The organism is Meridianimarinicoccus aquatilis (assembly GCF_004358675.1).
GTDB lineage: Bacteria > Pseudomonadota > Alphaproteobacteria > Rhodobacterales > Rhodobacteraceae > Meridianimarinicoccus > Meridianimarinicoccus aquatilis.
Genome location: NZ_SMZO01000001.1, coordinates 95,840 through 118,138, shown reverse-complemented (window position 1 = coordinate 118,138; position 22,299 = coordinate 95,840). Strand labels below are relative to the sequence as shown.

Genomic DNA, 22,299 nt, shown 5'->3' with positions numbered 1-22,299 from the left:
TATATCAGGCGAAATGACAGGAGCTGACATGACCAACCCGTTGCTTGCCGACTGGACGACTGCCTATGAATTGCCGCCATTTGCAGAGATCAAGGATGATGATTTTGCCCCGGCCATTGATGCCGCGCTGACCGATGCACGCGCTGCGATCACAGCGATTGCCGAGCAGGACGACGCGCCGGATTTTGAGAACACGATCGAGGCGCTTGAGTTGGCCGACACGCAGCTTAACAAGATCCTTGGGGCATTCTTCACCCTGTCCGGCACGGATTCCAACGACGCGCGCGAGGCGCTGATGCGGGATATATCGCCAAAATTGGCGGCCTATGGGTCTGAAATCACGATGAATGCCAAGCTGTTCGCTCGGATAGATGCGCTGTGGCAAGGACGCGAGGGGTTGAATCTCACGGCGGAACAGGACCGCGTGCTGATGCTGACGCGGCGCGCATTTGTTCGGTCCGGGGCGGAACTGGAAGGCGATAACGCAAACCGGCTAAGCGAGATAAAGGAACGGCTTGCCGTGCTGGGCACCCAGTTCGGTCAGAACCTGCTCGCGGACGAGCGGACTTGGCACATGGACTTGGCCGAAGCCGATTTGGAAGGTCTGCCCGATTTCGTCAAGGCTTCGGCCCGTGCGGCGGGAGCAGAGCGCGGCTTGGACGGGCCAGTCATCACATTGTCCCGCTCGCTGATCACGCCGTTCCTGCAATTCTCGCCGCGCCGCGATCTGCGGCAAAAGGCGTTCGAGGCCTATGTGGCGCGCGGAGCTGGCGGCGGCGAGACCGATAATCGCGAGATCGCGCTTGAGACTCTGGCCTTGCGTCAAGAGCGCGCGCGCCTGTTGGGGTATGACAGCTTCGCCGCCTATAAATTGGAAACGGAAATGGCCGCGACGCCGCAGGCCGTGCGCGATTTGTTGACGGCGGTTTGGACCCCGGCCCGCGCCAAGGCCGAGGCTGATTCAGTGGCCCTGACCGATCTGATGCGCCAAGACGGGATCAATGGCGATCTGGAGCCGTGGGACTGGCATTACTATGCCGAGAAGCGCCGCAAGGCAGAGCATGATCTGGACGAATCCGAACTCAAGCCATTCTTGCAGCTTGATAAGATGATCGAGGCCGCCTTTGCCTGTTCGACCCGGCTGTTTGGCCTGTCGTTCAAGCCCGTGGATGTGCCGCTGCACCACCCGGATGCCCGTGCGTGGGATGTCAGCCGGGACGGAAAGCCCCTGGCGCTTTTTGTGGCGGACTATTTCGCGCGGGGATCAAAGCGCTCTGGCGCCTGGTGTTCGGCCATGCGGAGCCAGCAAAAGCTGGGCGGTGATGTGCAGCCGATTGTTGTGAACGTTTGCAATTTTTCCAAGCCAGCGCCTGGCGACCCTGCCTTGCTGTCCTATGACGACGCGCGGACGCTGTTTCACGAATTTGGCCATGCGCTTCATCAGATGTTGTCTGACGTAACTTATGGATCCATTTCCGGAACGTCAGTTTCACGTGATTTTGTGGAATTGCCCAGCCAGCTTTACGAACATTGGCTGGAAGTACCTGAAGTCATGTCAGAATTTGCAGTGCATGCTGATACCGGTGCATCGATGCCTGAAGAACTTTTGACGCGGCTTTTGGCGGCGCAGAACGCAGATCAGGGTTTCGCAACGGTGGAGTATGTCGCATCAGCCATGGTGGATCTGGAATTTCACAGCGGCCCGGTCCCTAAGGATATCATGGCGCGGCAGGCCGAAATCCTGGACGGTTTGGGCATGCCACGTGCCATACGGATGCGCCATGCGACCCCTCATTTCGCGCACGTCTTTACCGGCGATGGCTATTCTTCTGGCTATTACAGCTACATGTGGTCCGAAGTCATGGATGCAGATGCGTTTGCCGCGTTCCAGGAAGCGGGCAGTGCCTTTGATCGCGATACGGCGGCCAAGCTTGAAAAGTTCATCTTGTCGGCAGGAGGGTCAGAGGACCCTAAAGAGCTTTATACCAAGTTCCGCGGCAAGTTGCCCGAAGTGGACGCGTTGCTCAAAGGGCGTGGTCTGGACACAGCGGCCTGAAACGACTGGGCGGCGGCGACCTAGCGGTTGCCGCGCCCGGCGACATCCTTGTGAATGATCACCTCGCAGCGGGGGTACTTCTTGCGGATCGCAGCGCGTAGCCCCGCACCGATGTCATGGGCGTCTCGTAATAGAAGGTCCCCGTCGATTTCCACATGAAGATTGACGAAGGTCTTAGATCCCGCTTGCCGTGTCTGAAGGTCATGAAATCCCTGAATGCCGGGCCAATCACGCGCAAGCTGTTCGATGCCTGCGACCGTGTCCGGGTCGGCGGCGCGGTCCATCAGCGCGTGCCACGCCCCGGCACCGATACGAACGCCACCAAACGCCAACAGGCCAGAGGCCGCCAAAGCGACAATCGCGTCGATCAGACCCAGCCCAAACCAACGCGACGCAACCAATGCCGCGATCGCCCCTACATTGGGCACCAGATCGCCGAGGTAGTGCAGACGGTCCGCTTTCACCACACGGCTGCCGGTCTGCCTTGCTACGCGTCCCTGCCACAGCACCAATGCAAGGGTCAGGACCATCGACAACACCATCACAGCGATCCCAGCGCCCTCTGCCGTGACGGGCGAGGGGGCATCCCCGGTGAGCCGTTGCACGGCAGAAATGCCAATGACCACCGAGGCCACCAGTATGAACAGTGATTGTGCCAGCGCCGCCAAGTCCTCAACCGAGGTATGGCCAAAGGTGTGGTCATCGTCGGCGGGCCGCGCAGCATAAAGAACGGCCGCCAAACCGCCCAGCGACATCATCAGATCAAGCCCGCTATCGGCGAGCGATGCCGCAACGGACAGGGCACCGGTTTGTGACAGTGCCCAAAGTTTTGCGCCGCTCAGCACCAAGGCGACAGCCACAGAGGCGGCGGTTGCAGACAAGTTCAGGCGGGAATCGTGGCGGCTGATCATGATCCGGGTTTAAGCTCTGGCGGGTCGTCGATCCACAGCCCCGGCGTGTTTTCGTGTGAAATTCGCGCAAGCTGTCCGGCGCTGGAACGCATATCAGCGCAATTCAACGCCCCAAAGTGCGGCGCTCTCTGCCCAGCCTTCATATCCGTCTGCGCGAATTTCGCACCAGTCGTCGACACATTCGACAAGTCGCGCGATCACGCCGCGTTCCAGTTGCGCAACGACTTCGGCGTTCCGTTCCGGTTTGCGCCGGATGCTCAGCATGTCGAGATCGACAATCACAGTGCGATTCCCAGACAACAGGGCGTAGTGTACCCAACCGCCAAGCCCATCCCGGTCCACCACACGTCGCCAATGCCCATATTCGCCCGTCACGATGACCGGCAGCCCCGGATGTTGAAAGACCCAATCAATCCGGTGAGTCGTCGATGGGCCACGCCGTACGTTCGCTTCGCTTGCCTTGATTGACACAAAGCGGGGCATTGGAAGCCCGGTGGAGGGGCCAATTGCCTGCTTGGTCTCTGGGGTGTCTGTTGGAACGCTTTGTGCTGTGCCGCACGCTGCGGCCAGAACAGCGGCCAAAATCAGGCCAGAAAGGCCCGCTCGCCGAAGGATCGACATCGTCATAGCTCTGCTCGCCTCTATCTGCACTTCGCATAAGGCTTTTTTGTCGCTGTTCTTCGCCTATGCTTGTGCGCCCAATGACTATAGGACATTTTGCCAGACAAGACCACTGAGGTGAAGACGAGGAGCTATCGAATGCCAGCGAAACCCGTGCGTGTTGTTGTTACGCGACGTTTGCCTGAACCGGTGGAAAACCGCCTGCGGGATTTGTTCGATGTCTCAGTGCGCGAAGATGATACCCCCATGAGCAAAGCCGAACTTATCGCGGCGATGCAGGATGCCGAAGTTCTGGTGCCCACGGTGACAGACCATATTGATGCCGGAATGCTGGCGCAGGCCGGCGATCAGTTGCGCCTGATCGCCAGCTACGGCGCCGGGGTTGATCACATTGACATCGCCTCTGCCCGCCAGCGCGGTGTGCTGGTCAGCAATACGCCCGGCGTCGTGACCGAAGACACCGCCGATATGGCCATGGCCCTGATGCTTGGCGTGACGCGCCGTATCCCCGAAGGCCTTGCAATGATGCAGCGCGGCCAATGGAGCGGCTGGGCGCCAACCGCCTTGCTGGGGGGGCGGATCAGCGGGCGCCGGTTGGGCATATTGGGCATGGGCCGGATTGGTCAGGCTGTGGCACGACGCGCGACCGCTTTTGGTATGCAAATCCACTATCACAACCGTCGCCGGGTTGCGGCCGAGACGGAAACACAACTTGGTGCGACCTATTGGGAAGACCTCGACGAGATGATCAAACGCGTCGATATCTTGTCGGTCAACTGCCCCTCCACACCTGACACGTTCCATCTGCTGAATGCGCGGCGCCTTAAGCTGATGAAGCCGACCGCCGTGGTCGTCAACACAGCGCGCGGCGAGGTAATTGACGAGAACGCGTTGGTGCGGATGCTGCGTGCGGGCGAATTGGCGGGCGCAGGGCTGGACGTGTATGAACACGGTGTCGATGTGAACCCGACGCTTCGTGAATTGCCCAACGTAGTCTTGCTGCCGCATATGTCGTCAGCCACCGAAGAAGGCCGGATCGAAATGGGCGAAAAGGTCATCATCAACATCAAGACCTACGCCGATGGGCATCGCCCACCGGATCAAGTTGTGCCAGGCGTTCTATGACGGGCCGAGCGCGTCTGTACGGATGTTGTGCCGTGCTCCTGGCGGTTCTTGCCGCGTGCGAGCCGGTCGCAGCCCCGTCAGGCCCACCTGCGCCTGCCGGCACAGCAAAAGCCAATTGCGAACGCGAAATTTGGCGTCGCGGTGGCGGCGGGGCACGGATAACAAACGTGACCATCTTTGAGCAACAGCGCGGTATCGTGAGTGCGTCGGGTAGTTTCGGGACCAAATATGACTGCTTTACTAACGCGCAGGGCAAAGCGATCAATGTGACGGTAGATCGCCGCAGACGGTTTTGAGAAGAAAACAAATGAACATGGATGTTCGCATACTCGTGACTGGCGGTACGATCGACAAGGTTCACGACCCGCGTCTTGAGGCACTGACTTTTTCTCGTGATGGGGCAACCCTGATCCCAGAAGTTCTTGCCACCGGGCGCTGTCATTTCCCGAGTGTGCAGATCGTGATGCTGAAAGACAGTCTGGACTTTGACGACTCGGATCGTGAGGCGATCTTGGCGGCTGTGCAGGCCGCGCCGGAACAGGCCATTGTGATCACCCACGGCACGGGAACCATGGGCCAGACGGCGCGGTATCTTGCGGGGAAAGTGGGCGGAAAGACGATCGTTTTGACAGGGGCCATGCGCCCCCACTCCATCAGCGCGTCGGACGGGTCTTTCAACCTTGGCGGTGCGGTCGTTGCGGCGCAAGTCCTGCCCGATGGCATTTATGGCGTGATGAACGGCCGTGTGATCGAAGCGGCGCGACTCGACAAGAACGTTGAAGCAGGCCGGTTCGATTTGTGACAGGGCTTGCGCGGCATTGGGCATTGGTTGCGGCATTGCTTTGTGGCGTGCTTGCTTGGCAGCCGGTCTTCACGGCACCTGCGCAACAGTTCAATGCAGAAGTCCTTACCAGCTCGTTGCGGGTCTATGCGGTTTTGCGCGGGATCAATGCGGCTGTGTCTGTTGCCAAGGAAACCGAAGTTGGCGTGCAATTTGTTGGCTCGGTGACGACGCAGCCAGCCATGGTCCTTGATCCCATCGATGAAACCGTAGGCCGTGTTGCGGATGCTGTTTTTGCCCTTGCGGCGGCCTCGGGGGTTCTTTCGGTCGCGTTGAATCCATTGGCGCAGATGGGGGCCTTTTTGGCTTGTCTGGGTTTTGTGGCTTTGTGGACGTCCGGGGCGAATTTACCCTTGGTGCCCCCGGTCGCCGTCGCCGCGCTTCATCGGACTGGCCGGGCGCTGGCGGGGCTTGGCTTGGTTCTCGCTCTTGCGCTTCCCCTCGGTTACGGTGTTGGGGGAAGCCTTGGTTCGTGGTGGACAGACGACGCGTGGGACGCGGCGCAAACGCGTTTGAGCGGACAAGCCGACCAATTGGTTTCTGCCGTTGAAGAAGCCACGTCGCCACCCGATGAACCGGCTCAAGCTGCTGCGGACACTGAAATGGCCGACCCATCCTTCATGTCACGGCTGAAGGACCGGTTCGGCAGCGCCGGTGATGCCGCAGCGGGTGCGGCGGGCGCCATCAGCGATGCGGTGCCAGATATGGATTCGCTACAGCAGCGCGGGGGCGAGATTGTCGAAAGCTCTCTCACGCTGATTGCGATCTACGTTTTCCGGCTCTTGGTTCTTCCGGCCGTGTTATTGTGGGTTGTTTTCGTGCTGACCCGACGGCTCCTGACGAACTAGCGATACACTTCGTCTTCGGTTGGGAAGGCACGGGCCTTCACGTCCGCTGCATAGTCACTGACTGCTTGCTCGATCATTGGACCAAGCTGGCCATATACCTTGACGAATTTCGGCGTCCAAGGGTTCATCCCCAGCATGTCTTCTAGAACGAGGATTTGGCCATCGCAGTCTGCGCTGGCCCCGATGCCGATGGTCGGAATGTCGATCTGCTTGGTGATCTTGGCTGCGAGCGGTTCAACCATACCTTCCAGCACAACTGCAAAAGCGCCTGCATCTGCCACGGCCTTTGCATCCGCCTCATGCGCGGGCCATGTGTCTTCGTTGCGGCCTTGGGTCTTGAAGCCGCCCATGACATGGCTGCTTTGTGGGGTCAGCCCGGTATGCGCCATGACCGGAATGCCGCGTTCGGTCAGGAACTTGATGGTGTCAGCCATCCGCGCGCCGCCCTCAAGTTTGACTGCCCCGCAGCCCGTTTCTTTCATGATCTTCGCCGCGTTGCGAAAGGCGATGTTGGGGCTTTCTTCATAGGTGCCAAAAGGCATATCCACAACGATCAGCGCCTTTTGGGTGCCACGCACGACGGCCCGGCCATGCATGATCATCAAATCCAGTGGCACACCCACTGTGCTGTCCATACCGTGCATCACCATCCCCAGACTGTCGCCCACAAGGATGAAATCGGCATGCTGGTCCACGATGGCTGCAGTGTGCGCATGGTAGGATGTGAGCGAAACAATCGGCTCGCCCCCCTTGCGGGCCGCGATCTGGGGCACAGTGGTGCGGCGGATCTTTGTCTGGGTGCTCATGATGATAATCCGGTGGGTTGGGGTCAGGGGGTGATGACGCGCTGATCGATCAACAGCACATCGCCGAAGCGAACGGCAAGCAGGATCACTGCGGGAGTGATAATCGGACCGCTGAGTGCGGCAAGGGTTTCGGCATCTCGTACGTCGACCGATTGCACTTGAGCGCCGTGGGCGGAGCTGATCTGTGTTGTCACCGCAGTCTGAACTTCTTCGGCGGTCATGGGCTGCCGGGGCAGGGTGGTTTCGGCCCAGTTCAAAGCGGCGGCAAGGGCGGGAGCGGCGGCACGATGCTCGGGGGTCAAACGCACATTGCGTGACGACAACGCCAGCCCATCGTGGTCTCGCTGTGTCGGGACGCCGACAACCGCCACCGGTATGTCAAGATCACGCACCATTGTACGGATCACGGCCAGTTGCTGATAATCCTTTCGCCCGAAAAAGGCGTGGGTTGGCTGGACGATGTTGAACAATTTGCACACAACTGTTGCGACGCCGCGAAAATGCCCGGGGCGCAAAGCGCCGATAAGAATTTCGGATAAGTGCGTTGTGTCGACGATGGTTTCTGCATCCGGATGGTACATTTCTTCCGGCGACGGGACGAACACGGCCGCCACGCCTTCTGCTTTGAGCAGAGCCAGATCGCGGGCTTCGTTCCGAGGATAGGTGGCCAGATCTTCGGTTGGCCCGAATTGCGTCGGGTTCACAAAAATCGTTGCCACGACGTGGTCACAGGTCGCGCGTGCTTCGCGGACAAGTGCCAGATGCCCATCGTGTAGGTATCCCATGGTTGGGACAAGACCAAGCGTCGCATCTTTCGCCCTGATGGACGTCAGCGCGTCGCGCAGTTGGGCTTTTGTTGTGCAGATGTCCATCGAAACCCCGGTGTTGATCGCCAACCCTGAGTAGTGCGCGATGGTTCATGTGACAAGGTCGCCGCTGTCGCGGCGCCCCAGATCCTAATTTCTATGCGCCGTGGCCTGCACGTTGTGTGATGTGCTCACAGACGACGAAGACGGTGAGCAACCCAATGGTTGCAACCGCGCCACCGATCCATGCGGCACCCAGTGAGGCAAGCAAAGGCAGGCTGGTGTCCAACAAAAACAGAAGTGCGATTGATGTCAAAACAACATCCAACCCGATTACACCCACCGGGTTTGCATCGTGCCGGACCGCATCTGTATGGTGTGCGTGTGTGGCTTGTTCCGAGTAGTTTCGCATGTGTCCGCCCTCCCGTGGCTGACCACTACTGTTTCAGTCGAAAGTGAACTAACCCTTAAAATCCTGCTACATGAAAATGATACGTCGAAGCGGAAGGGGTTAACCATGACATGATTCATATTCCGCCACAGACTTGCGCGGTGATGTCGCTTTTACGTGGCGATTGGTCGGGCGCGCGGGGCTGCACGGCGGCGGGCCGGGTCATGCTTTGCTTGAGCGTGAACACTGGAGTGACATGAGATGAAGACGCAGGTGCGGGCACTGATCGTAGGTGGCGGGGCGATTGGCACGTCGATCGCCTATCATCTGGCCAAGGCGGGTTGGGATGATGTCATGCTGTTGGAGCGGGACGAGTTGACGTCCGGCTCCACCTGGCACGCGGCTGGGCTTTTGCCCCTGTTCAACATGTCTTTTGCCACGACCCATATCCACAAATACTCGGTCGATTTCTACAAAAAGCTAGAGGCTGAAACTGGCTTGAACGCCGGGTTTTCTGTGGTTGGTAACCTTCGGATGGCGCAGACCGATGCGCGCATGGACGAGTACATGGTCTATGCCACCACGGCAGAGACCTGCGGCGTGCCCTATGAATGGTTGTCGCCGGCCCAGATCGCAGAGCGCTGGCCGCTGGTGCGGACTGAGGATCTCAAGGGCGCAATATATCACCCCACGGACGGCTACATAAACCCGGCCGATGTCACCATGGCGATGGCCAAAGGGGCCCGTCAACGTGGCGTGGTCATCGAACGGAAGTGGCAAGTAGACGCGTATCGCTGGACAGGCGCCGCGTGGGAAGTCACCTGCACGAAGATGATTGAGAAGGGTGGCAACCTTGTGCCCTCGGATGAGCAGGCCGTCATCACGGCAGAGCATGTCGTGACCGCCACGGGAAATCATGCACAGCGCACAGCGCAGATGCTGGGCATAAAGATCCCCGCAATCCCGGTGGAGCATCAGTTCATTGTGACGGAACCTGACCCGGCACTGGTCGAGTATCGCAAAACGCATGGGGAGCATCCGGTTCTGCGCGATGCGGATGCCAAGTGGTATGTCCGCGAGGAACGCGGCGGATGGATTCTTGGCCCCTACGAGCGGAATGCCCCAGCGCGCTTTGAATACGGCGTACCAGACAGCTTCCGCGCTGATCTGTTCCCGCTGGATCTCGACCGGATCGAAGAAGAATACATGAGCATGATCCACCGGATTCCGACGTCGGAAACGGTTGGCTTGAAAGACGATTTCAACGGTCCGATCTGCTACACACCCGATGGCAACCCGTTGGTCGGCCCCGCGCCGGGACTGCGCAATATGTGGCTTGCCGAAGGGTTCAGCTTTGGCATCACGGCAGCGGGCGGAACGGGCCATTATCTGGCCCAATTGATGGTTGAAGGTGAGGCCGAGATCGACATGGCCAGCCTTGACCCAAAACGCTACGGCAGTTGGATGACGACGGAATACGCGGCGCGCAAGAACGAAGAGGCGTACGAGCACGTCTATATCCTTCATCACCCCGACGAAGAACGCCCCGCGTGCCGCCCATTGCGGACCGCGCCCGCTTATGACCGGCAAAAGGCACGTGGAGCGCAATTTGGGTGTGTGAATGGGTGGGAGCGGCCAAACTATTTCGGTCCAGTAGGTGCGCCATCTGACTTTGACCATGACTCGCGCAGTTTCCGGCGCGGGGGGTGGTGGGAGTATGCCGCATCCGAGGCGAAAGCCATCCGCGAGGGTGTCGGCCTGATCGACGCGACCGCCTTTACCAAGCATCGCGTCAGCGGGCCGGGGGCGACGGCGTTCCTTGATTGGTTCACCACCAACCGGTTGCCCAAGGTCGGGCGGATCAACCTGACATATGCCCTGACAAGCGCTGGCACGACCCGCACGGAATACACCATCGTGCGCGAGGGGGAGGATGACTATTACCTTGTCTCCGCAGGCGCATGGACAGCCTATGACAGCGACTATCTGCGCAAGGCGATTGAGGATAAAGAGCCGGAGTTTGGTCGCATCAACCTGTCAGATGTGACCAGCCAATGGGGCGTCTTCGCCATTGCTGGGCCAAAGTCACGTGACGTTCTGAAGGCCGTCATCAAAGATGCTGAACCCGGCACGGCATTGAGCAACAAGCGCTTTTCATGGCTCAGCATGCGCGAGATTGAATTGGGTATGTGCCCGGTCAAGGCGATCCGCGTGGCCTATACCGGAGAATTGGGTTGGGAATTGCACCACCCGATTGAAATGCAGGCGTATCTCTTTGACCTGCTGGAAAAAGCGGGGGCGGCGTACGATATGAAACTGGTTGGCGCGCGGGCGCAAAACTGGTTGCGGCAGGAAAAATCCTATCGCGCGTTCGGCAATGAACTGGGGCGCGACGCAACCCCGCTTGAGGCGGGGCTGGACCGGTTCGTCGATCTGGACAAGGCGTTTCACGGCAAAGAGGCGATGCTTTCTCATGGCATTAGGTCAAAATGCGTCACTGTACTGATCAAAGGGCCCGAAGGTGCCGATCCATGGGGCCGTGAGGCGCTGTATCATGAGGGTGCACATATAGGCCGTTTGACTTCGGGTGGCTGGTCGGCAGGCTTTGAGACGTCCATCGGGATGGGCTATGTTCGTCCTGACTTGGCCGCGACGGGAACCGTGTTGCAGGTCAAGATGTTCGACCAATTATGGACAGCAACAGTGACCGACGACAGCCCCTATGATCCGCAGAATGTGCGCATTCGGGCCAATGATCCTGCGTCGGTCGCGGCTGCAAAGGCCGCCGCAGAATAGCATCGAAAAGCACTGGCCCCGCTGATGTGTCTTGCGGGGGCAGTTCTTTGCAATCGCAGCTCAGGTTTGTGCGCTTCCTGACAATTCATCAAAGCAATCCAGTGCCTTGGCGGCATACATCAGCGATGGACCGCCGCCCATCTGAATGCACATGGACAAGACTTCGCCGATTTCATCCCGCGTCGCGCCAAGGCGGATCAGCGCATCCATGTGAAACGCGATGCACGGCTCGCAGCGGTCTGCCACCGCGATGCCCAATGCGACGAATTCCACGGTTTTCCCGTCAAGGGCACTGGTCTCTTTCGCGGCTTTGCTCAGCGCGCCAAACCCTTTGGCCGTCTCCGGCTGCAAAGAATTGAGAGAGCGCAACTCGCCACGCATTTCCTTGATTTTGTCTGCCCAACTCATGTCATTTCCTTTCGATGCTCCTGTCTAGGTCAGGATTTGCATACTTGGCCAATTCCCCCTCACAACGGCAAGGTGACACGCGGGCGCAAGTCCTCTTCGCTCAGTAGTGTGCGGCGGCGCACTAGAAGACTGATTGAGCCGTCATTGTTTTGGCGGTTTGTTTTTTCCGAGTATCACAGTGTTGCTGATCAAGGTGGGTGACCGCCTTGATCGGCTTCCCCCCAATGGACCCTCCCCTCCTGACGGACCGTTATTGCATGGCGCGCTTTTCAATGGTTGGGCGAGTGCATTCACAGTGCCTATGCGCAAAAGCGAGGCGGGCGGGGTCCGTTAGACACGAAAACGCCGCCAAAGAAACCTTGGCGGCGCAATTTGTTTCTAGCTTTTACAGCCTCGATCAGTTCGGGATCGCGCCTGTCAGGCCTTCGACATAAAAGTTCATGCCGGCGAGGGTGCCGTCATCCGCAGTTTCACCGTCGGCCAACCAAGCAGATCCATCTTGCTTGTTGAGCGGCCCGGTGAACGGTGCGTAAGTGCCGTTGGCAATCGCATCGATCATGTCGCGCGCCTCTGCCGCGACATCAGCGGGAACCGCATCGGTGATTTCACCGATCTGAACCATACCCTTGTCGATACCATGCCATACCTGCTGGCTTTCCCATGTGCCGTCGATCACAGCCTGCACACGGTCAATATAGTAGGGGGACCAATTGTCGATGATCGAGCTGACGCGCGGGCTCGGCTTGTATTCAGCCATATCAGACGCTTGGCCAAATCCGATCACGCCGTCGGCTTTTTCGGCGGCAGCGAGCGGGGCGGTACTGTCGGTGTGCTGCAAGATCACGTCTGCGCCCTGTTCAATCAGCGCGGTCGCCGCGTCGGCTTCTTTGGCGGGATCAAACCACGTGTTTGCCCAAACGACCTTAAACTCGACGTCGGGATTCGCTTTCTGGGCGTGAATGAACGCCGAGTTGATACCCCGGATCACTTCGGGGATCGGGAACGACCCGATGTACCCGATGATGTTGCTCTTGGTCATTTTACCGGCAATGTGCCCCTGAATTGCACGGCCTTCATAGAAGCGTGCAGAGTAGGTCGACACATTGTCGGATGTCTTGTAGCCGGTCGCATGCTCAAATTTGACATCGGGGAATTTGGCGGCGACGTTGATTGTCGGGTCCATGTATCCGAACGATGTCGTAAAGATCAGGTCAGCGCCGGACAGAGCCATCTGTGTCAGAACGCGTTCCGCATCGGCGCCTTCTGGCACGCTTTCCTGATAGATCGTTTCGACCTGATCGCCAAAGCGCTGCTCAACGGCGAGGCGGCCTTGATTGTGCTCATAGGTCCAGCCGCCATCTCCGACTGGGCCAACGAACACGAAGCCAACCTTGACGGGGTCTTGGGCCGCGGCAGGAAGGGCCAACCCGGCCGCAACCAATGCGCCTGTCAGCAATGTTGTAAGTGATTTCATATCAGCGTCTCCGTGTAGGTTTTCTTTTCATGGGAAAAAGTTCGCTTTGGACCTCGCGCTTTATCTCATCGCGGAGGTCTTCTTCGACATCGTGTTCGACCCTCGACACCACATCGCTGTGGATCAAGGCCGATGTGATCAAGGCGGTTGGAACGGCGATCACCCCAAGGCCGATGAACAACAGAACGGTGGTGAAAATCCGCCCCTCTGGTGTGATTGGATAAATATCGCCGTACCCCACCGTGGTGAAACTGACGACGGCCCACCACAGGCTCATGGGAATGGACGAGAACGCCTCGGGCTGGGCACCATGTTCGAAGATATAGATGCCCACCGCTGCGATATAGAGAATGATCATTGCCAGAAAGGCGAACACTGCCAACTCGCCCCGGATCTGGTGCAGTGCTGTTTCGAGCCGCAGCATAGCGCGATTGGTGTGCAGCAACTTGAGCAGCGCAGCAAGCCGCATCAGCCGCAGCATACGCACCGCCGCCAGTTCGGGGGCCACGAAGACCAGCAGTGGCAGGCAGGCGAGCAGGTCCACCACGCCCCAGAAACTGAGCGCGTAGCGCACCGGGCGCGGGGCGCAGATCAGGCGCGTCAGGTATTCCAGCACGAAGACAACAAGGACCGTCAGTTCGAACACGCGCAGGCCGTGATTGGTCCATTCCGGCAGGTTCGGTACCGTTTCGATCGAGATCGCCAACCCGGATGCAAAGATGAGGGCCTGGTGCGCCAGCGCGACTCCGCGCCCTGCGGTTGGGTGCGTCCCATCGAGGATCTTCGGTATGTCCGTGCGCTTCACGCCGCTGTTGTCCTTTCCGGGTCATGAGCTTGCGTGAAAGACCCGGCCCAGAGCGGCAGGGGCGTTCATAGCGACCCTTCGCCGGTCTGATGACATGATGACCAGCACCAGAATGGTTACCAGATAGGGCGAAATGGACAAGAGTTCTACGGGCACCCGCACGCCAGCCGCCTGAAGATTCAGTTGAAGAACGGTAATGCCACCGAACAGGTAAGCCCCCAACAGAACGCGCCAAGGACGCCATGCGCCGAACACCACAAGGGCAAGCGCGATCCAGCCGGCCCCGGCGGTCATTCCTTCGGTCCATTGTGGCACGCGCACAAGGCTTACATAGGCCCCGCCCAGACCGGCCAAGGCCCCGCCAAAGACAATGGCGGCGCTGCGGATCAGAACCACTTTATAGCCAAGGGCGTGCGCCGCATCGTGGCTTTCGCCGACGGCCCGCAGGATAAGCCCGGCGCGGGTGAATTTCAAAAAGGCCCAGACACCTGCCGTCATCGCAATGGCCAGATAGACCAGAACATCATGTGACAGCAGCACTGGTCCAATAAACGGAATGTCAGAAACCGCGCCGAAATTGATATCGGGCGTCGCGGGCGGTTTGATTCCCACATAGCCTTGTCCGATCAGGGCCGAAAACCCCAACCCGAAAAGCGTAAGGGCCAGACCGGTTGCAACCTGGTTCGACAACAACACTTGTGTGAGGAACGCGAAGATAAGCGACAGACCCGCGCCGCCAAGTGCCGCGCCAATAAATCCCAGCGTGGGACTTCCCGTTTCGACTGCGACGGCAAAACCGCAAATCGCCCCGGTGATCATCATCCCTTCTACACCAAGGTTCAGCACCCCGGATTTTTCCACCACCATCTCGCCGAGCGCGGCGAACAGGATAGGGGTCGCCGCGACCATAAGCGAGGCCAGCAAAAGCTCGATCGAAATACCCGCCATCATGCGACTCCCGGCTTGCCAATGCGCACGCGGTAGTTGGACAAAACATCCACCGCGAGCAGGAAAAACAGCAGCATTCCCTGAAATGCCTGAATGGCTGCCGCCGGAACGCCCAGCATGAATTGCGATAACTCACCGCCGATATACGTCAGCGCCATCAACAGCCCGGCCAGCAGAATACCTATAGGATGCAACCGGCCAAGGAACGCCACAATGATCGCGGTAAATCCATAGCCAGACCCGAAATCAATGCTGATCTGGCCCGCAGGACCGGTCACCTCGAACAAGCCCGCCATACCGGCCAGCGCCCCGGACAAGCCAAGGCAGATTAGCACTAGCCGTACAGGGTTGACCCCTGCGAACCGTGCCGCGCGTGGGGCCGAGCCGGTCAATCTGATCTGAAAGCCCAGCATATGCTTGGACAGCATGGTGTAGGCACCGATCACCGCGATGAAGGCGGCAACCACGCCCCAGTGCATGCCCGTGCCAGAAATCAGTTCTGGGTTTGCAGCCGCCTCCCATTGCTGGAAGTTCCGCGAACCAGGAAAGCCGCCCCCGTCCGGGTTGCGCAGCAGCCCCAGCGAGGCCGAGGCAAGCAACTGTTCAGCGACATACACCAAGAGTAGCGACACGAGGATTTCGTTCGTGTTGAACCGGGTCTTCAGGACCGCAGGGATCATTGCCCAAGCCCAACCACCAAGCGCGCCGACAGCAACCATCAGCGGCAGGACCAAAAAGCTCTCTGACGGGTAAAGTGCAAGGCCCACACCGGCCCCGCACAGCGCACCGATGATGTACTGACCTTCCGCACCGATATTCCACACGCCCGCTCTGAACCCAAGGCTTAGCCCGATGGCGATCAGGATCAAAGGTCCGGCTTTGACCAGAAGTTGTGGTCGCGAATAAGCGGCGAATTGGTCGTTGAAGAGCGGATCATAGAAAATCGTGCGGATCGCCTCAAACGGGTCTTTGCCCAGCAGGGCAAACATCAATCCGCCTGCAACCATGGTCCCCAGAACCGCAACGATCGGCGTCAGGACGGTCCAGAGCCGCGAGGGCATAGGGCGCTTTTCAAGCCGGATCATGGGGTGGTTCCTGCTGTTGTGTGATGTGGCGACCGATTACTGCGCGGCATGGGCCACCTCCATGTCATGAGCGCCGCCCATCATCAGGCCGATCTCGTCGATTGTCAGTCCCTGTGTCGGGCGCGGGTCTGTCAAACGTCCGCCGTTCAGCGCCGCAAAGCGGTCGGCAATTTCCATCAATTCGTCCAGATCCTGGCTTATGACGATTACCGCAGCGCCCTGTTCGGCAAGGTCCAAAAGGGCTTGCCTGATCGATGCTGCCGCCGCTGCGTCCACGCCCCATGTGGGCTGATTGACCACCAGAACGCGCGGGGCCTGAAGGATTTCGCGTCCAATGACGAATTTTTGCAGGTTCCCGCCCGACAAGGCGCGGGCCGCCACATCCGCATTGGGGGTGCGGACGTCATAATCGGCGATGACTTTTTCCGCGAAGACCCGCGTTGCGGACCAGTTCACGAACCCGTTCGGGGCCAGCTTTTGCCGGACGCTTCCGGTCAAAAGCGCATTTTCCACCAAACTCATATCCGGCGCTGCCGCATGGCCCAGCCGTTCTTCGGGCGCAGCCAGCACCCCGATACCGCGCCGGGTTTGCGGGGGCTGTGCACCAATATCGTCGCCCGCAACCCATATATGCCCCGGTGCAAGCAGGCTCTCGCCCGACAGGACCGACAGGAATTCATCCTGCCCGTTGCCCGCGACTCCACCGATGCCCATTACCTCACCGGCATGGACCGACAGCGAAATGTCGTGCAGGCTTGTGCCAAAGGGCGTCGCGGCAGGCAACGAGACCTTGCGCAGTTCCAAAAGCACATCTTCGCTGGCCGTCGATCGGCGCTCAGGCGTGTGCAGCGTGCTTCCCACCATCAATTCTGCCATGTCACGTGCGGTCGTTTCGCGGGGCACACAGGTGCCGACGACTTTGCCCCGGCGCAACACGGTTGCCGCGTCGCATAGTGCACGGATTTCATCCAGCTTGTGCGAAATATAGAGGATCGCGGTGCCTTCGGCGGACAGTTTGCGCAGCGTACCGAACAGGATGTCGACTTCTTGCGGGGTCAGAACGCTGGTCGGTTCGTCCATGATCAAAAGGCGCGGGTTTTGTAAAAGGCAGCGAATGATTTCGACACGCTGGCGCTCACCGGCAGATAATTCGCCAACCAAGCGACCCGGATCAAGCGGCAGGCCATAGGCATTGCTGACCTCCCGGATTCGGGCGGCCAGTTCGCGGCGTTTGGGCGGGTTTTCCATTCCCAGTGCGATGTTTTCGGCCACGTCCAGCGCTTCGAACAGGGAAAAGTGCTGAAAGACCATCGCAACGCCAAGGCTGCGCGCCTCGGACGGGCGGCCGGGTGCGTAGGCATCGCCATGCAGCGTCATTTTGCCTGCATCTGGTTTCACCAGACCATAGATCATCTTGACCAAGGTCGATTTGCCAGCACCGTTCTCGCCAAGAAGCGCATGGACCTCACCGACGCCGATGCTGAAACTTACGTCGTCATTGGCGATTACGCCGGGATAGGCCTTGGTCAGGCCATCCAGAGCCAGAAGTGTGTCGCTCATGCCTCGCGTCCTTTCGCCAAAATGGGGCGCGCCTGACCTGCCAACAGCGCTGTTGCCACGCCAAGCGCGATGGCATGCGGGTGCTTGCCAAGTGCGGTGTTTCCGATCGGGCAGATGATACGGTCGATCTGTTCGGGAGCATGGCCAAGCGCCGTCAGCCGGTTGCGAAACCGCACCCGTTTCGTGGCTGATCCGATCACGCCGACGCTGGCGAAGCCATGGGTCAAAGCGGCATGGCACAGGTCAAGATCCAGCGCGTGGGAGTAGGTCAGGATCAGATGATCTGCGTCTTTCGGCGCGCGGTGCAGAACTGTGGCGAGTGCCTCAGTTGGCAGTACGGTCACATTCTCAGGGATCCTGTCCGGAAAGCGGTCGCGCGATGTGTCGAGCCACGTGATGGCCAGTTCAGGGACCGGGGCCAGAACATGGACCAACGCGCGTCCCACATGCCCCGCCCCCCAGATCCACACGGGCCGTGTCGGGGTTACCAGCGGTTCGAGGAACCAGTTTTGTGTCAATTGCGGACGAGGGGCGACGCCTTCACCGCGGGCAAGGCGCAAAGCGCGTTGCAGGGGAAGCGGCGCTGTCTCTGGCCCGCCAAAGCGGCGCAAGAACGGTGCGCGGGGATCAATTGCGTTGGCTCTAGCCGCATCATAGGTTTCGGTGACCAAAGTGACCGCGCCGCCACAACATTGGCCCAACGCTGGGCCCAGCGGATAACGGTGCACGTGGTCGCGGCCAGCATTGGCCAACGTTTCACGTGCCAGCCGGGCTGCGTCGTATTCAAGTGCCCCGCCGCCGATGGTGCCGCTCTGTCCCGTGTCCCAGACCAGCATGGATGCGCCCGCTTCGCGCGGGGCTGACCCTTGGGCTGAGGCAACGACGACGCGGGCAACCCGCCCGTGGGCAGCGACGGCGGCTTTTAGGGTTTCAAGATCGAAGCTCATGTGGCGGCGTCCTGCATGCGCGCGATTGCCGCCAGCAACCGCTCTGGCGTGGCAGGCGCGTCAAGCGCGGGATAGATGCTTCCATCGCCGCAGGCCGCCACTGCATCCGACAGCGCCATCAGGGCCGAGATACCGAGCATGAAAGGCGGCTCGCCGACCGCCTTGGATCGATAGATCGTATCTTCGCGATTTTCTGCATCGTAAAGCGAGACGTTAAAGATCCGGGGGCGGTCGCCCATCGCCGGGATCTTGTAGGTTGAGGGCGCGTGCGTTCGCAGGCGGCCCTTATCGTCCCAAACAAGTTCTTCCATGGTCAGCCAACCCGCGCCCTGCACATAGCCCCCTTCAATCTGGCCGATATCCAGCGCGGGGTTCAACGATGCCCCAGCATCGTGCAGGATGTCAGTCCGCAAAATGCGATTTTCACCTGTCAGCGTGTCCAGAATAACTTCGGTGCAGGCCGCGCCATAAGCAAAGTAATAGAATGGGCGCCCGTGTCCCTTGATCCGGTCCCAAGTGATCTCTGGTGTGCTGTAGAACCCTGTGGCGCTTAGGCTGATGCGAGCCATGTAGCATTCGGCGGCGGCATCTTCGAAGCTGAGAACATCTTGACCTACATGCACAGCGCCGCCCGCAAAGCAGACATCGGCAGGGTCGGCCTGACGGACCCGGGCCAGATGCGCAGCCATCCGCGAGCGGATTGTGTCGCAGGCGGCAGCGACCGCCATGCCATTCAGGTCTGACCCGCTTGACGCAGCGGTGGCCGAGGTGTTGGGCACCTTTGCCGTGTCGGTTGCCGTGATCTTGACAGCGGTGACATCGACCCCGAAGCGGGAGGCGGCGACCTGCGCAACCTTCTGGAACAAACCTTGCCCCATCTCGGTGCCGCCATGGTTCATGGCGATGGACCCATCCTGATAGACATGAACCAATGCGCCAGCTTGGTTCAGATGTGTCAGGGTGAACGAGATCCCAAATTTCACTGGCGTCAACGAAAGCCCGCGCTTCAGGACCGTGTTCTTTGCGTTCCAGTTTGCGATATTGGCGCGCCTGGACTCATAGTCTGCGCTCTGTTCCAGTTGGGTTGTCAGATCGTGCAGAACGAAGTCTGAAACCTCTTGCCCGTAAGGCGTCGTGGTTCCGGCTGCGGGTGAAGCAGGAACGTTTCTTTCGCCCGCTTCAGGATAGTAATTCGCCCGGCGGATTTCGAGCGGGTCGCGCCCCAACTGATGGGCGATATGGTCCATGACCCGTTCGATGCCAAGCATCCCTTGCGGGCCGCCGAAGCCCCGATAAGCGGTGGCGCTTTGGGTGTTGGTGCGCAGCCGATGCGACGTAATGCGCACCGCAGGCAGCCAATAGGCGTTGTCGGCATGCAGCATGGCGCGATCGGCCACCGGCAGCGACAGATCCATCGCCCAGCCGCATCGCGCATATTGCGTAAAATCGATGCCGGTGATCCGGCCCGCATCGTCGATACCGGCGCGGTAGTCGATGCGGAAATCGTGCCGTTTGCCTGTGATCATCATGTCGTCGTCGCGGTCATAGCGCATTTTGACCGGGCGGCCTGTCTGCGCGGCCACGAGGGCGCAGGCGATGGCCAGCGCGTTGCCCTGACTTTCCTTTCCGCCAAACCCGCCGCCCATGCGCCTGGTTTCTACCCGCACAGCATGCATCGGGACGCCAAGTGCATGGGCGACCTTGTGCTGAATTTCGGTCGGGTGCTGCGTTGAGGAATGCACAAGCATGTCGCCGCCTTCTTGCGGGATCGCTGCAGCGGCTTGGCCTTCAAGGTAGAAGTGTTCTTGTCCGCCCATTTCCAGTCGGCCACTGACTTGATGGGCTGCGGCATCGATGGCTGCATCCGGGTCGCCGCGTCCATACATGCGCGGACCGTCTTCAAATCGGGTGTCCGCTGCAATGGCGTCATCAATGGTCAGGATCGGAGTGTCGGCTTTGGTGGTGATCGCGGCACAGCGTACAGCCTGTCGGGCGGCAAGGTGACTGTCTGCGGCGACAAGGAACAAGGGCTGGCCCAGATAATGGATGGTTCCATCGCTGAGCAAAGGTTCGTCATGATTGGAAGGCGAGCAATCCGGGTTGATGCCAAGATCAGCCGCGCCCCATGCGCCAACGACACCGGGGGCAGTGCGCACGGCGGTCAGATCAATGGATGTGAGCCGCCCCGCAGCGATATCGCTGAGCCCGAAGGCCAAATGGAGTGCGCCTTGGGGCAAGGGGATGTCGTCGACATAGCGAGCTTGGCCCGTAACATGAAGGCGGGCTGCATCGTGAGGCATGCCCGTGCCAACGCCGCGCGCCATCGCAGGACGTCTTGTGCCCACATTCATGGCGTCACCTCGAGCGCGGAAACGTTCACGCCGAGATCTTCGGCGAGGTATCGTCGCAGCAGGTTGCGCGCGCTGGCAAGGCGGTACTGGGCGCTTGCCCGCATGTCGCTCAGGGGGCTGAAATCCTGCGCGAATGCGGGGAGGGCTGCTGTGACTGAAGCGTCTGTCCATGGCTGACCGATCAACGCGGTCTCTACGGCCGATGCGCGTTTTGGAATGCCGGCCATGCCGCCAAACGCGATCCGCGCCGCGGTGACGGTTCCGCTCTCAACTGTGATATTCAAGCACCCGCAGAGGGCTGAGATGTCTTGGTCAAAACGCTTTGAGATTTTGTAGCAGCGCAACCGGTCGGTTTGGCGCGGAATGCTGATGGCTTCGACAAATTCGCCGGGCGAGCGGTCCTGTTTGCCGTACTCAAGGAAAAAATCTTCCAGCAGCAGAGCGCGGCGGGAGTCCCCTTTGCGAAGGTGCAGCGTGGCGCCAAGGGCGATCAGTGCAGGGGGACTGTCGCCGATCGGCGATCCGTTGGCGACATTGCCGCCGACCGTGGCCGCGTTGCGGACCTGTACGGATCCATAACGGCGGATCATGTCCGCGAAACTTGGGTGGAGCTTTTGCATCGCGGGCAGTAGCTCGGTTAGTGTGGTCATCGCGCCGATAGTGACGGTGTCGTCCGTTATGTCGATGCCGCGCAAATCGGCGCATGCGTTCAAGAAGGCAACCGGGCCGAGGTCGCGGAATTGCTTCGTGACCCAAAGCCCGACATCGGTTGCGCCCGCGATCAAGGTCGCCCCCGGATTATCCAAGTACCATGCGGCGAGCGCATCTGAGGTGTTCGGCTGAAAGACGGCGGCGTCTGTTGTTCCGCACGTGGCGGCCGGATTGCGCGCCGCCGGTTGGCCACCCTCAGCGCTGTTTGCTGCCGCGCCCCGCGATGAGAGGTTGGTAGGTGCGGCCGACGCAGCGCTGGCCAATTCTGACGCAATGTGCTGCGGAACCGGGGCCTGCGCAGCGGCTTCTGCGGCGCGGTGGATCGGCGCGTACCCGGTGCAACGGCACAGGTTACCGGCAAGCTGCGTGTCATAGTCTTGTGCCCCGTTGGCATGCGCTGTCGCCATCGACATCACAAAGCCGGGCGTGCAAAATCCGCATTGTGCGCCGTGATGGTCGATCATCGCCTGTTGAACAGGATGTAATGTTCCATCTGGTGCTGCGAGGCCTTCGACCGTGCGCACGGTTTTGCCTGAGAGTTGCGGCAAGAACAGGATGCACGCATTCAGCGCCCGCGCGCCCAGATCATCCGTGACCATTACAGTGCAGGCCCCGCAGTCGCCTTCGTTGCAGCCTTCTTTGGTTCCGGTCAGCCCGCGTGTTTCTCGCAGCCAATCTAGCAAGGTACGCGTCGGCGGTTCGCCGTCGATGCGCACGTGTGCCCCGTTCAGAGTAAACTCCACCATGGTTTAGAATTCTCGCCGCGTTACCATTTCGTATGCGCTATTGGGGGGCAGTCGATGCGGCGT

At 60.0% G+C, this 22,299-nt stretch carries 19 protein-coding genes; 5 read left to right on the top strand and 14 right to left on the bottom strand.

Going from position 1 to position 22,299, the window contains the following annotated elements:
• Positions 1-28 precede the first annotated feature (28 nt).
• Positions 29-2,056 carry a M3 family metallopeptidase gene (locus tag E2L05_RS00550; RefSeq protein ID WP_133340937.1) on the top strand — a complete coding sequence of 676 codons (2,028 nt, stop codon included), beginning with the start codon at positions 29-31 and terminating at the stop codon, positions 2,054-2,056.
• Between the two features lie 20 nt (positions 2,057-2,076).
• Here E2L05_RS00550 and E2L05_RS00545 read toward each other — a convergent pair whose 3' ends face one another.
• Positions 2,077-2,967: a cation diffusion facilitator family transporter gene (locus E2L05_RS00545; RefSeq protein ID WP_133340936.1), complete on the bottom strand. Its 891-nt coding sequence runs from the start codon at positions 2,965-2,967 to the stop codon at positions 2,077-2,079.
• A gap of 93 nt (positions 2,968-3,060) precedes the next feature.
• The gene (locus tag E2L05_RS00540; protein WP_208016204.1) at positions 3,061-3,588 is read right to left on the bottom strand and encodes an SH3 domain-containing protein; all 528 of its coding nucleotides are present in this window, start codon (positions 3,586-3,588) and stop codon (positions 3,061-3,063) included.
• A 138-nt stretch (positions 3,589-3,726) separates the two neighbouring features.
• Here E2L05_RS00540 and E2L05_RS00535 point away from each other — a divergent pair, with 138 nt between their 5' ends.
• From E2L05_RS00535 to E2L05_RS00525, 3 genes are all read left to right on the top strand, one after another.
• Positions 3,727-4,713, top strand: a complete 987-nt coding sequence (locus E2L05_RS00535) for a 2-hydroxyacid dehydrogenase (protein ID WP_133340934.1) — start codon at positions 3,727-3,729, stop codon at positions 4,711-4,713.
• A gap of 307 nt (positions 4,714-5,020) precedes the next feature.
• A complete protein-coding gene (locus tag E2L05_RS00530) occupies positions 5,021-5,515 on the top strand; it encodes an asparaginase domain-containing protein (protein WP_243721818.1) in 495 nt (164 codons plus the stop codon).
• Entirely contained in the window at positions 5,512-6,402 is an 891-nt protein-coding gene (locus E2L05_RS00525; protein WP_133340933.1) for a hypothetical protein, read from the top strand. Before E2L05_RS00530 ends, E2L05_RS00525 begins: the two co-directional genes overlap by 4 nt.
• Here E2L05_RS00525 and panB read toward each other — a convergent pair.
• The 3 genes from panB to E2L05_RS00510 all read right to left on the bottom strand — a co-directional run bounded on the left by panB (position 6,399) and on the right by E2L05_RS00510 (position 8,426).
• Positions 6,399-7,208 carry a 3-methyl-2-oxobutanoate hydroxymethyltransferase gene (panB, locus tag E2L05_RS00520; protein ID WP_133340932.1) on the bottom strand — a complete coding sequence of 270 codons (810 nt, stop codon included), beginning with the start codon at positions 7,206-7,208 and terminating at the stop codon, positions 6,399-6,401. The two genes, E2L05_RS00525 and panB, sit on opposite strands and share 4 nt — an antisense overlap.
• 23 nt (positions 7,209-7,231) lie before the next feature.
• Positions 7,232-8,080, bottom strand: a complete 849-nt coding sequence (panC, locus tag E2L05_RS00515) for a pantoate--beta-alanine ligase (protein WP_133340931.1) — start codon at positions 8,078-8,080, stop codon at positions 7,232-7,234.
• 91 nt (positions 8,081-8,171) lie between these two features.
• Positions 8,172-8,426: a hypothetical protein gene (locus E2L05_RS00510; protein WP_133340930.1), complete on the bottom strand. Its 255-nt coding sequence runs from the start codon at positions 8,424-8,426 to the stop codon at positions 8,172-8,174.
• A 240-nt stretch (positions 8,427-8,666) separates the two neighbouring features.
• On the opposite strand from E2L05_RS00510, the gene E2L05_RS00505 reads away from it, so the two are divergent.
• Positions 8,667-11,201 (top strand): GcvT family protein, encoded by a 2,535-nt coding sequence (locus E2L05_RS00505; RefSeq protein ID WP_133340929.1) that lies wholly within the window; start codon positions 8,667-8,669, stop codon positions 11,199-11,201.
• A 60-nt stretch (positions 11,202-11,261) separates the two neighbouring features.
• On the opposite strand, the gene E2L05_RS00500 is transcribed toward E2L05_RS00505, so the two are convergent.
• From E2L05_RS00500 to xdhA, 9 genes are all read right to left on the bottom strand, one after another.
• Entirely contained in the window at positions 11,262-11,609 is a 348-nt protein-coding gene (locus tag E2L05_RS00500) for a carboxymuconolactone decarboxylase family protein (RefSeq protein WP_133340928.1), read from the bottom strand.
• A gap of 397 nt (positions 11,610-12,006) precedes the next feature.
• Complete coding sequence (locus E2L05_RS00495; protein WP_133340927.1) at positions 12,007-13,083, bottom strand: BMP family ABC transporter substrate-binding protein; 1,077 nt, start codon at positions 13,081-13,083, stop codon at positions 12,007-12,009.
• Position 13,084: 1 nt separating this feature from the next.
• A complete protein-coding gene (locus E2L05_RS00490) occupies positions 13,085-13,888 on the bottom strand; it encodes an ion transporter (protein WP_133340926.1) in 804 nt (267 codons plus the stop codon).
• Between the two features lie 21 nt (positions 13,889-13,909).
• On the bottom strand, positions 13,910-14,836 hold the full coding sequence (locus E2L05_RS00485) for an ABC transporter permease (RefSeq protein ID WP_394346524.1): 927 nt from the start codon (positions 14,834-14,836) through the stop codon (positions 13,910-13,912).
• Positions 14,836-15,921 (bottom strand): ABC transporter permease, encoded by a 1,086-nt coding sequence (locus E2L05_RS00480; protein ID WP_133340924.1) that lies wholly within the window; start codon positions 15,919-15,921, stop codon positions 14,836-14,838. The genes E2L05_RS00485 and E2L05_RS00480 overlap by 1 nt, the downstream gene beginning before the upstream one ends.
• A 36-nt stretch (positions 15,922-15,957) precedes the next feature.
• Positions 15,958-17,481 carry an ABC transporter ATP-binding protein gene (locus E2L05_RS00475; protein WP_133340923.1) on the bottom strand — a complete coding sequence of 508 codons (1,524 nt, stop codon included), beginning with the start codon at positions 17,479-17,481 and terminating at the stop codon, positions 15,958-15,960.
• Positions 17,478-18,428 carry a xanthine dehydrogenase accessory protein XdhC gene (gene xdhC, locus E2L05_RS00470; RefSeq protein WP_133340922.1) on the bottom strand — a complete coding sequence of 317 codons (951 nt, stop codon included), beginning with the start codon at positions 18,426-18,428 and terminating at the stop codon, positions 17,478-17,480. Before xdhC ends, E2L05_RS00475 begins: the two co-directional genes overlap by 4 nt.
• A complete protein-coding gene (xdhB, locus tag E2L05_RS00465; RefSeq protein WP_243721817.1) occupies positions 18,425-20,779 on the bottom strand; it encodes a xanthine dehydrogenase molybdopterin binding subunit in 2,355 nt (784 codons plus the stop codon). Before xdhB ends, xdhC begins: the two co-directional genes overlap by 4 nt.
• Entirely contained in the window at positions 20,776-22,236 is a 1,461-nt protein-coding gene (gene xdhA / locus E2L05_RS20955; RefSeq protein ID WP_133340921.1) for a xanthine dehydrogenase small subunit, read from the bottom strand. Before xdhA ends, xdhB begins: the two co-directional genes overlap by 4 nt.
• Positions 22,237-22,299: the final 63 nt, after the last annotated feature.

Coding starts and splice junctions, on each gene's coding strand:
- E2L05_RS00540 (WP_208016204.1), bottom strand. CDS start 3,588: ATGTCGATCCTTCGGCGAGCGGGCCTTTCTGGCCTGATTTTGGCCGCT.
- E2L05_RS00510 (WP_133340930.1), bottom strand. CDS start 8,426: ATGCGAAACTACTCGGAACAAGCCACACACGCACACCATACAGATGCG.
- E2L05_RS00545 (WP_133340936.1), bottom strand. CDS start 2,967: ATGATCAGCCGCCACGATTCCCGCCTGAACTTGTCTGCAACCGCCGCC.
- panC (WP_133340931.1), bottom strand. CDS start 8,080: ATGGACATCTGCACAACAAAAGCCCAACTGCGCGACGCGCTGACGTCC.
- E2L05_RS00485 (WP_394346524.1), bottom strand. CDS start 14,836: ATGGCGGGTATTTCGATCGAGCTTTTGCTGGCCTCGCTTATGGTCGCG.
- xdhC (WP_133340922.1), bottom strand. CDS start 18,428: ATGAGCTTCGATCTTGAAACCCTAAAAGCCGCCGTCGCTGCCCACGGG.
- E2L05_RS00480 (WP_133340924.1), bottom strand. CDS start 15,921: ATGATCCGGCTTGAAAAGCGCCCTATGCCCTCGCGGCTCTGGACCGTC.
- panB (WP_133340932.1), bottom strand. CDS start 7,208: ATGAGCACCCAGACAAAGATCCGCCGCACCACTGTGCCCCAGATCGCG.
- E2L05_RS00500 (WP_133340928.1), bottom strand. CDS start 11,609: ATGAGTTGGGCAGACAAAATCAAGGAAATGCGTGGCGAGTTGCGCTCT.
- E2L05_RS00535 (WP_133340934.1), top strand. CDS start 3,727: ATGCCAGCGAAACCCGTGCGTGTTGTTGTTACGCGACGTTTGCCTGAA.
- xdhA (WP_133340921.1), bottom strand. CDS start 22,236: ATGGTGGAGTTTACTCTGAACGGGGCACACGTGCGCATCGACGGCGAA.
- xdhB (WP_243721817.1), bottom strand. CDS start 20,779: ATGAATGTGGGCACAAGACGTCCTGCGATGGCGCGCGGCGTTGGCACG.
- E2L05_RS00475 (WP_133340923.1), bottom strand. CDS start 17,481: ATGAGCGACACACTTCTGGCTCTGGATGGCCTGACCAAGGCCTATCCC.
- E2L05_RS00550 (WP_133340937.1), top strand. CDS start 29: ATGACCAACCCGTTGCTTGCCGACTGGACGACTGCCTATGAATTGCCG.
- E2L05_RS00530 (WP_243721818.1), top strand. CDS start 5,021: ATGAACATGGATGTTCGCATACTCGTGACTGGCGGTACGATCGACAAG.
- E2L05_RS00495 (WP_133340927.1), bottom strand. CDS start 13,083: ATGAAATCACTTACAACATTGCTGACAGGCGCATTGGTTGCGGCCGGG.
- E2L05_RS00505 (WP_133340929.1), top strand. CDS start 8,667: ATGAAGACGCAGGTGCGGGCACTGATCGTAGGTGGCGGGGCGATTGGC.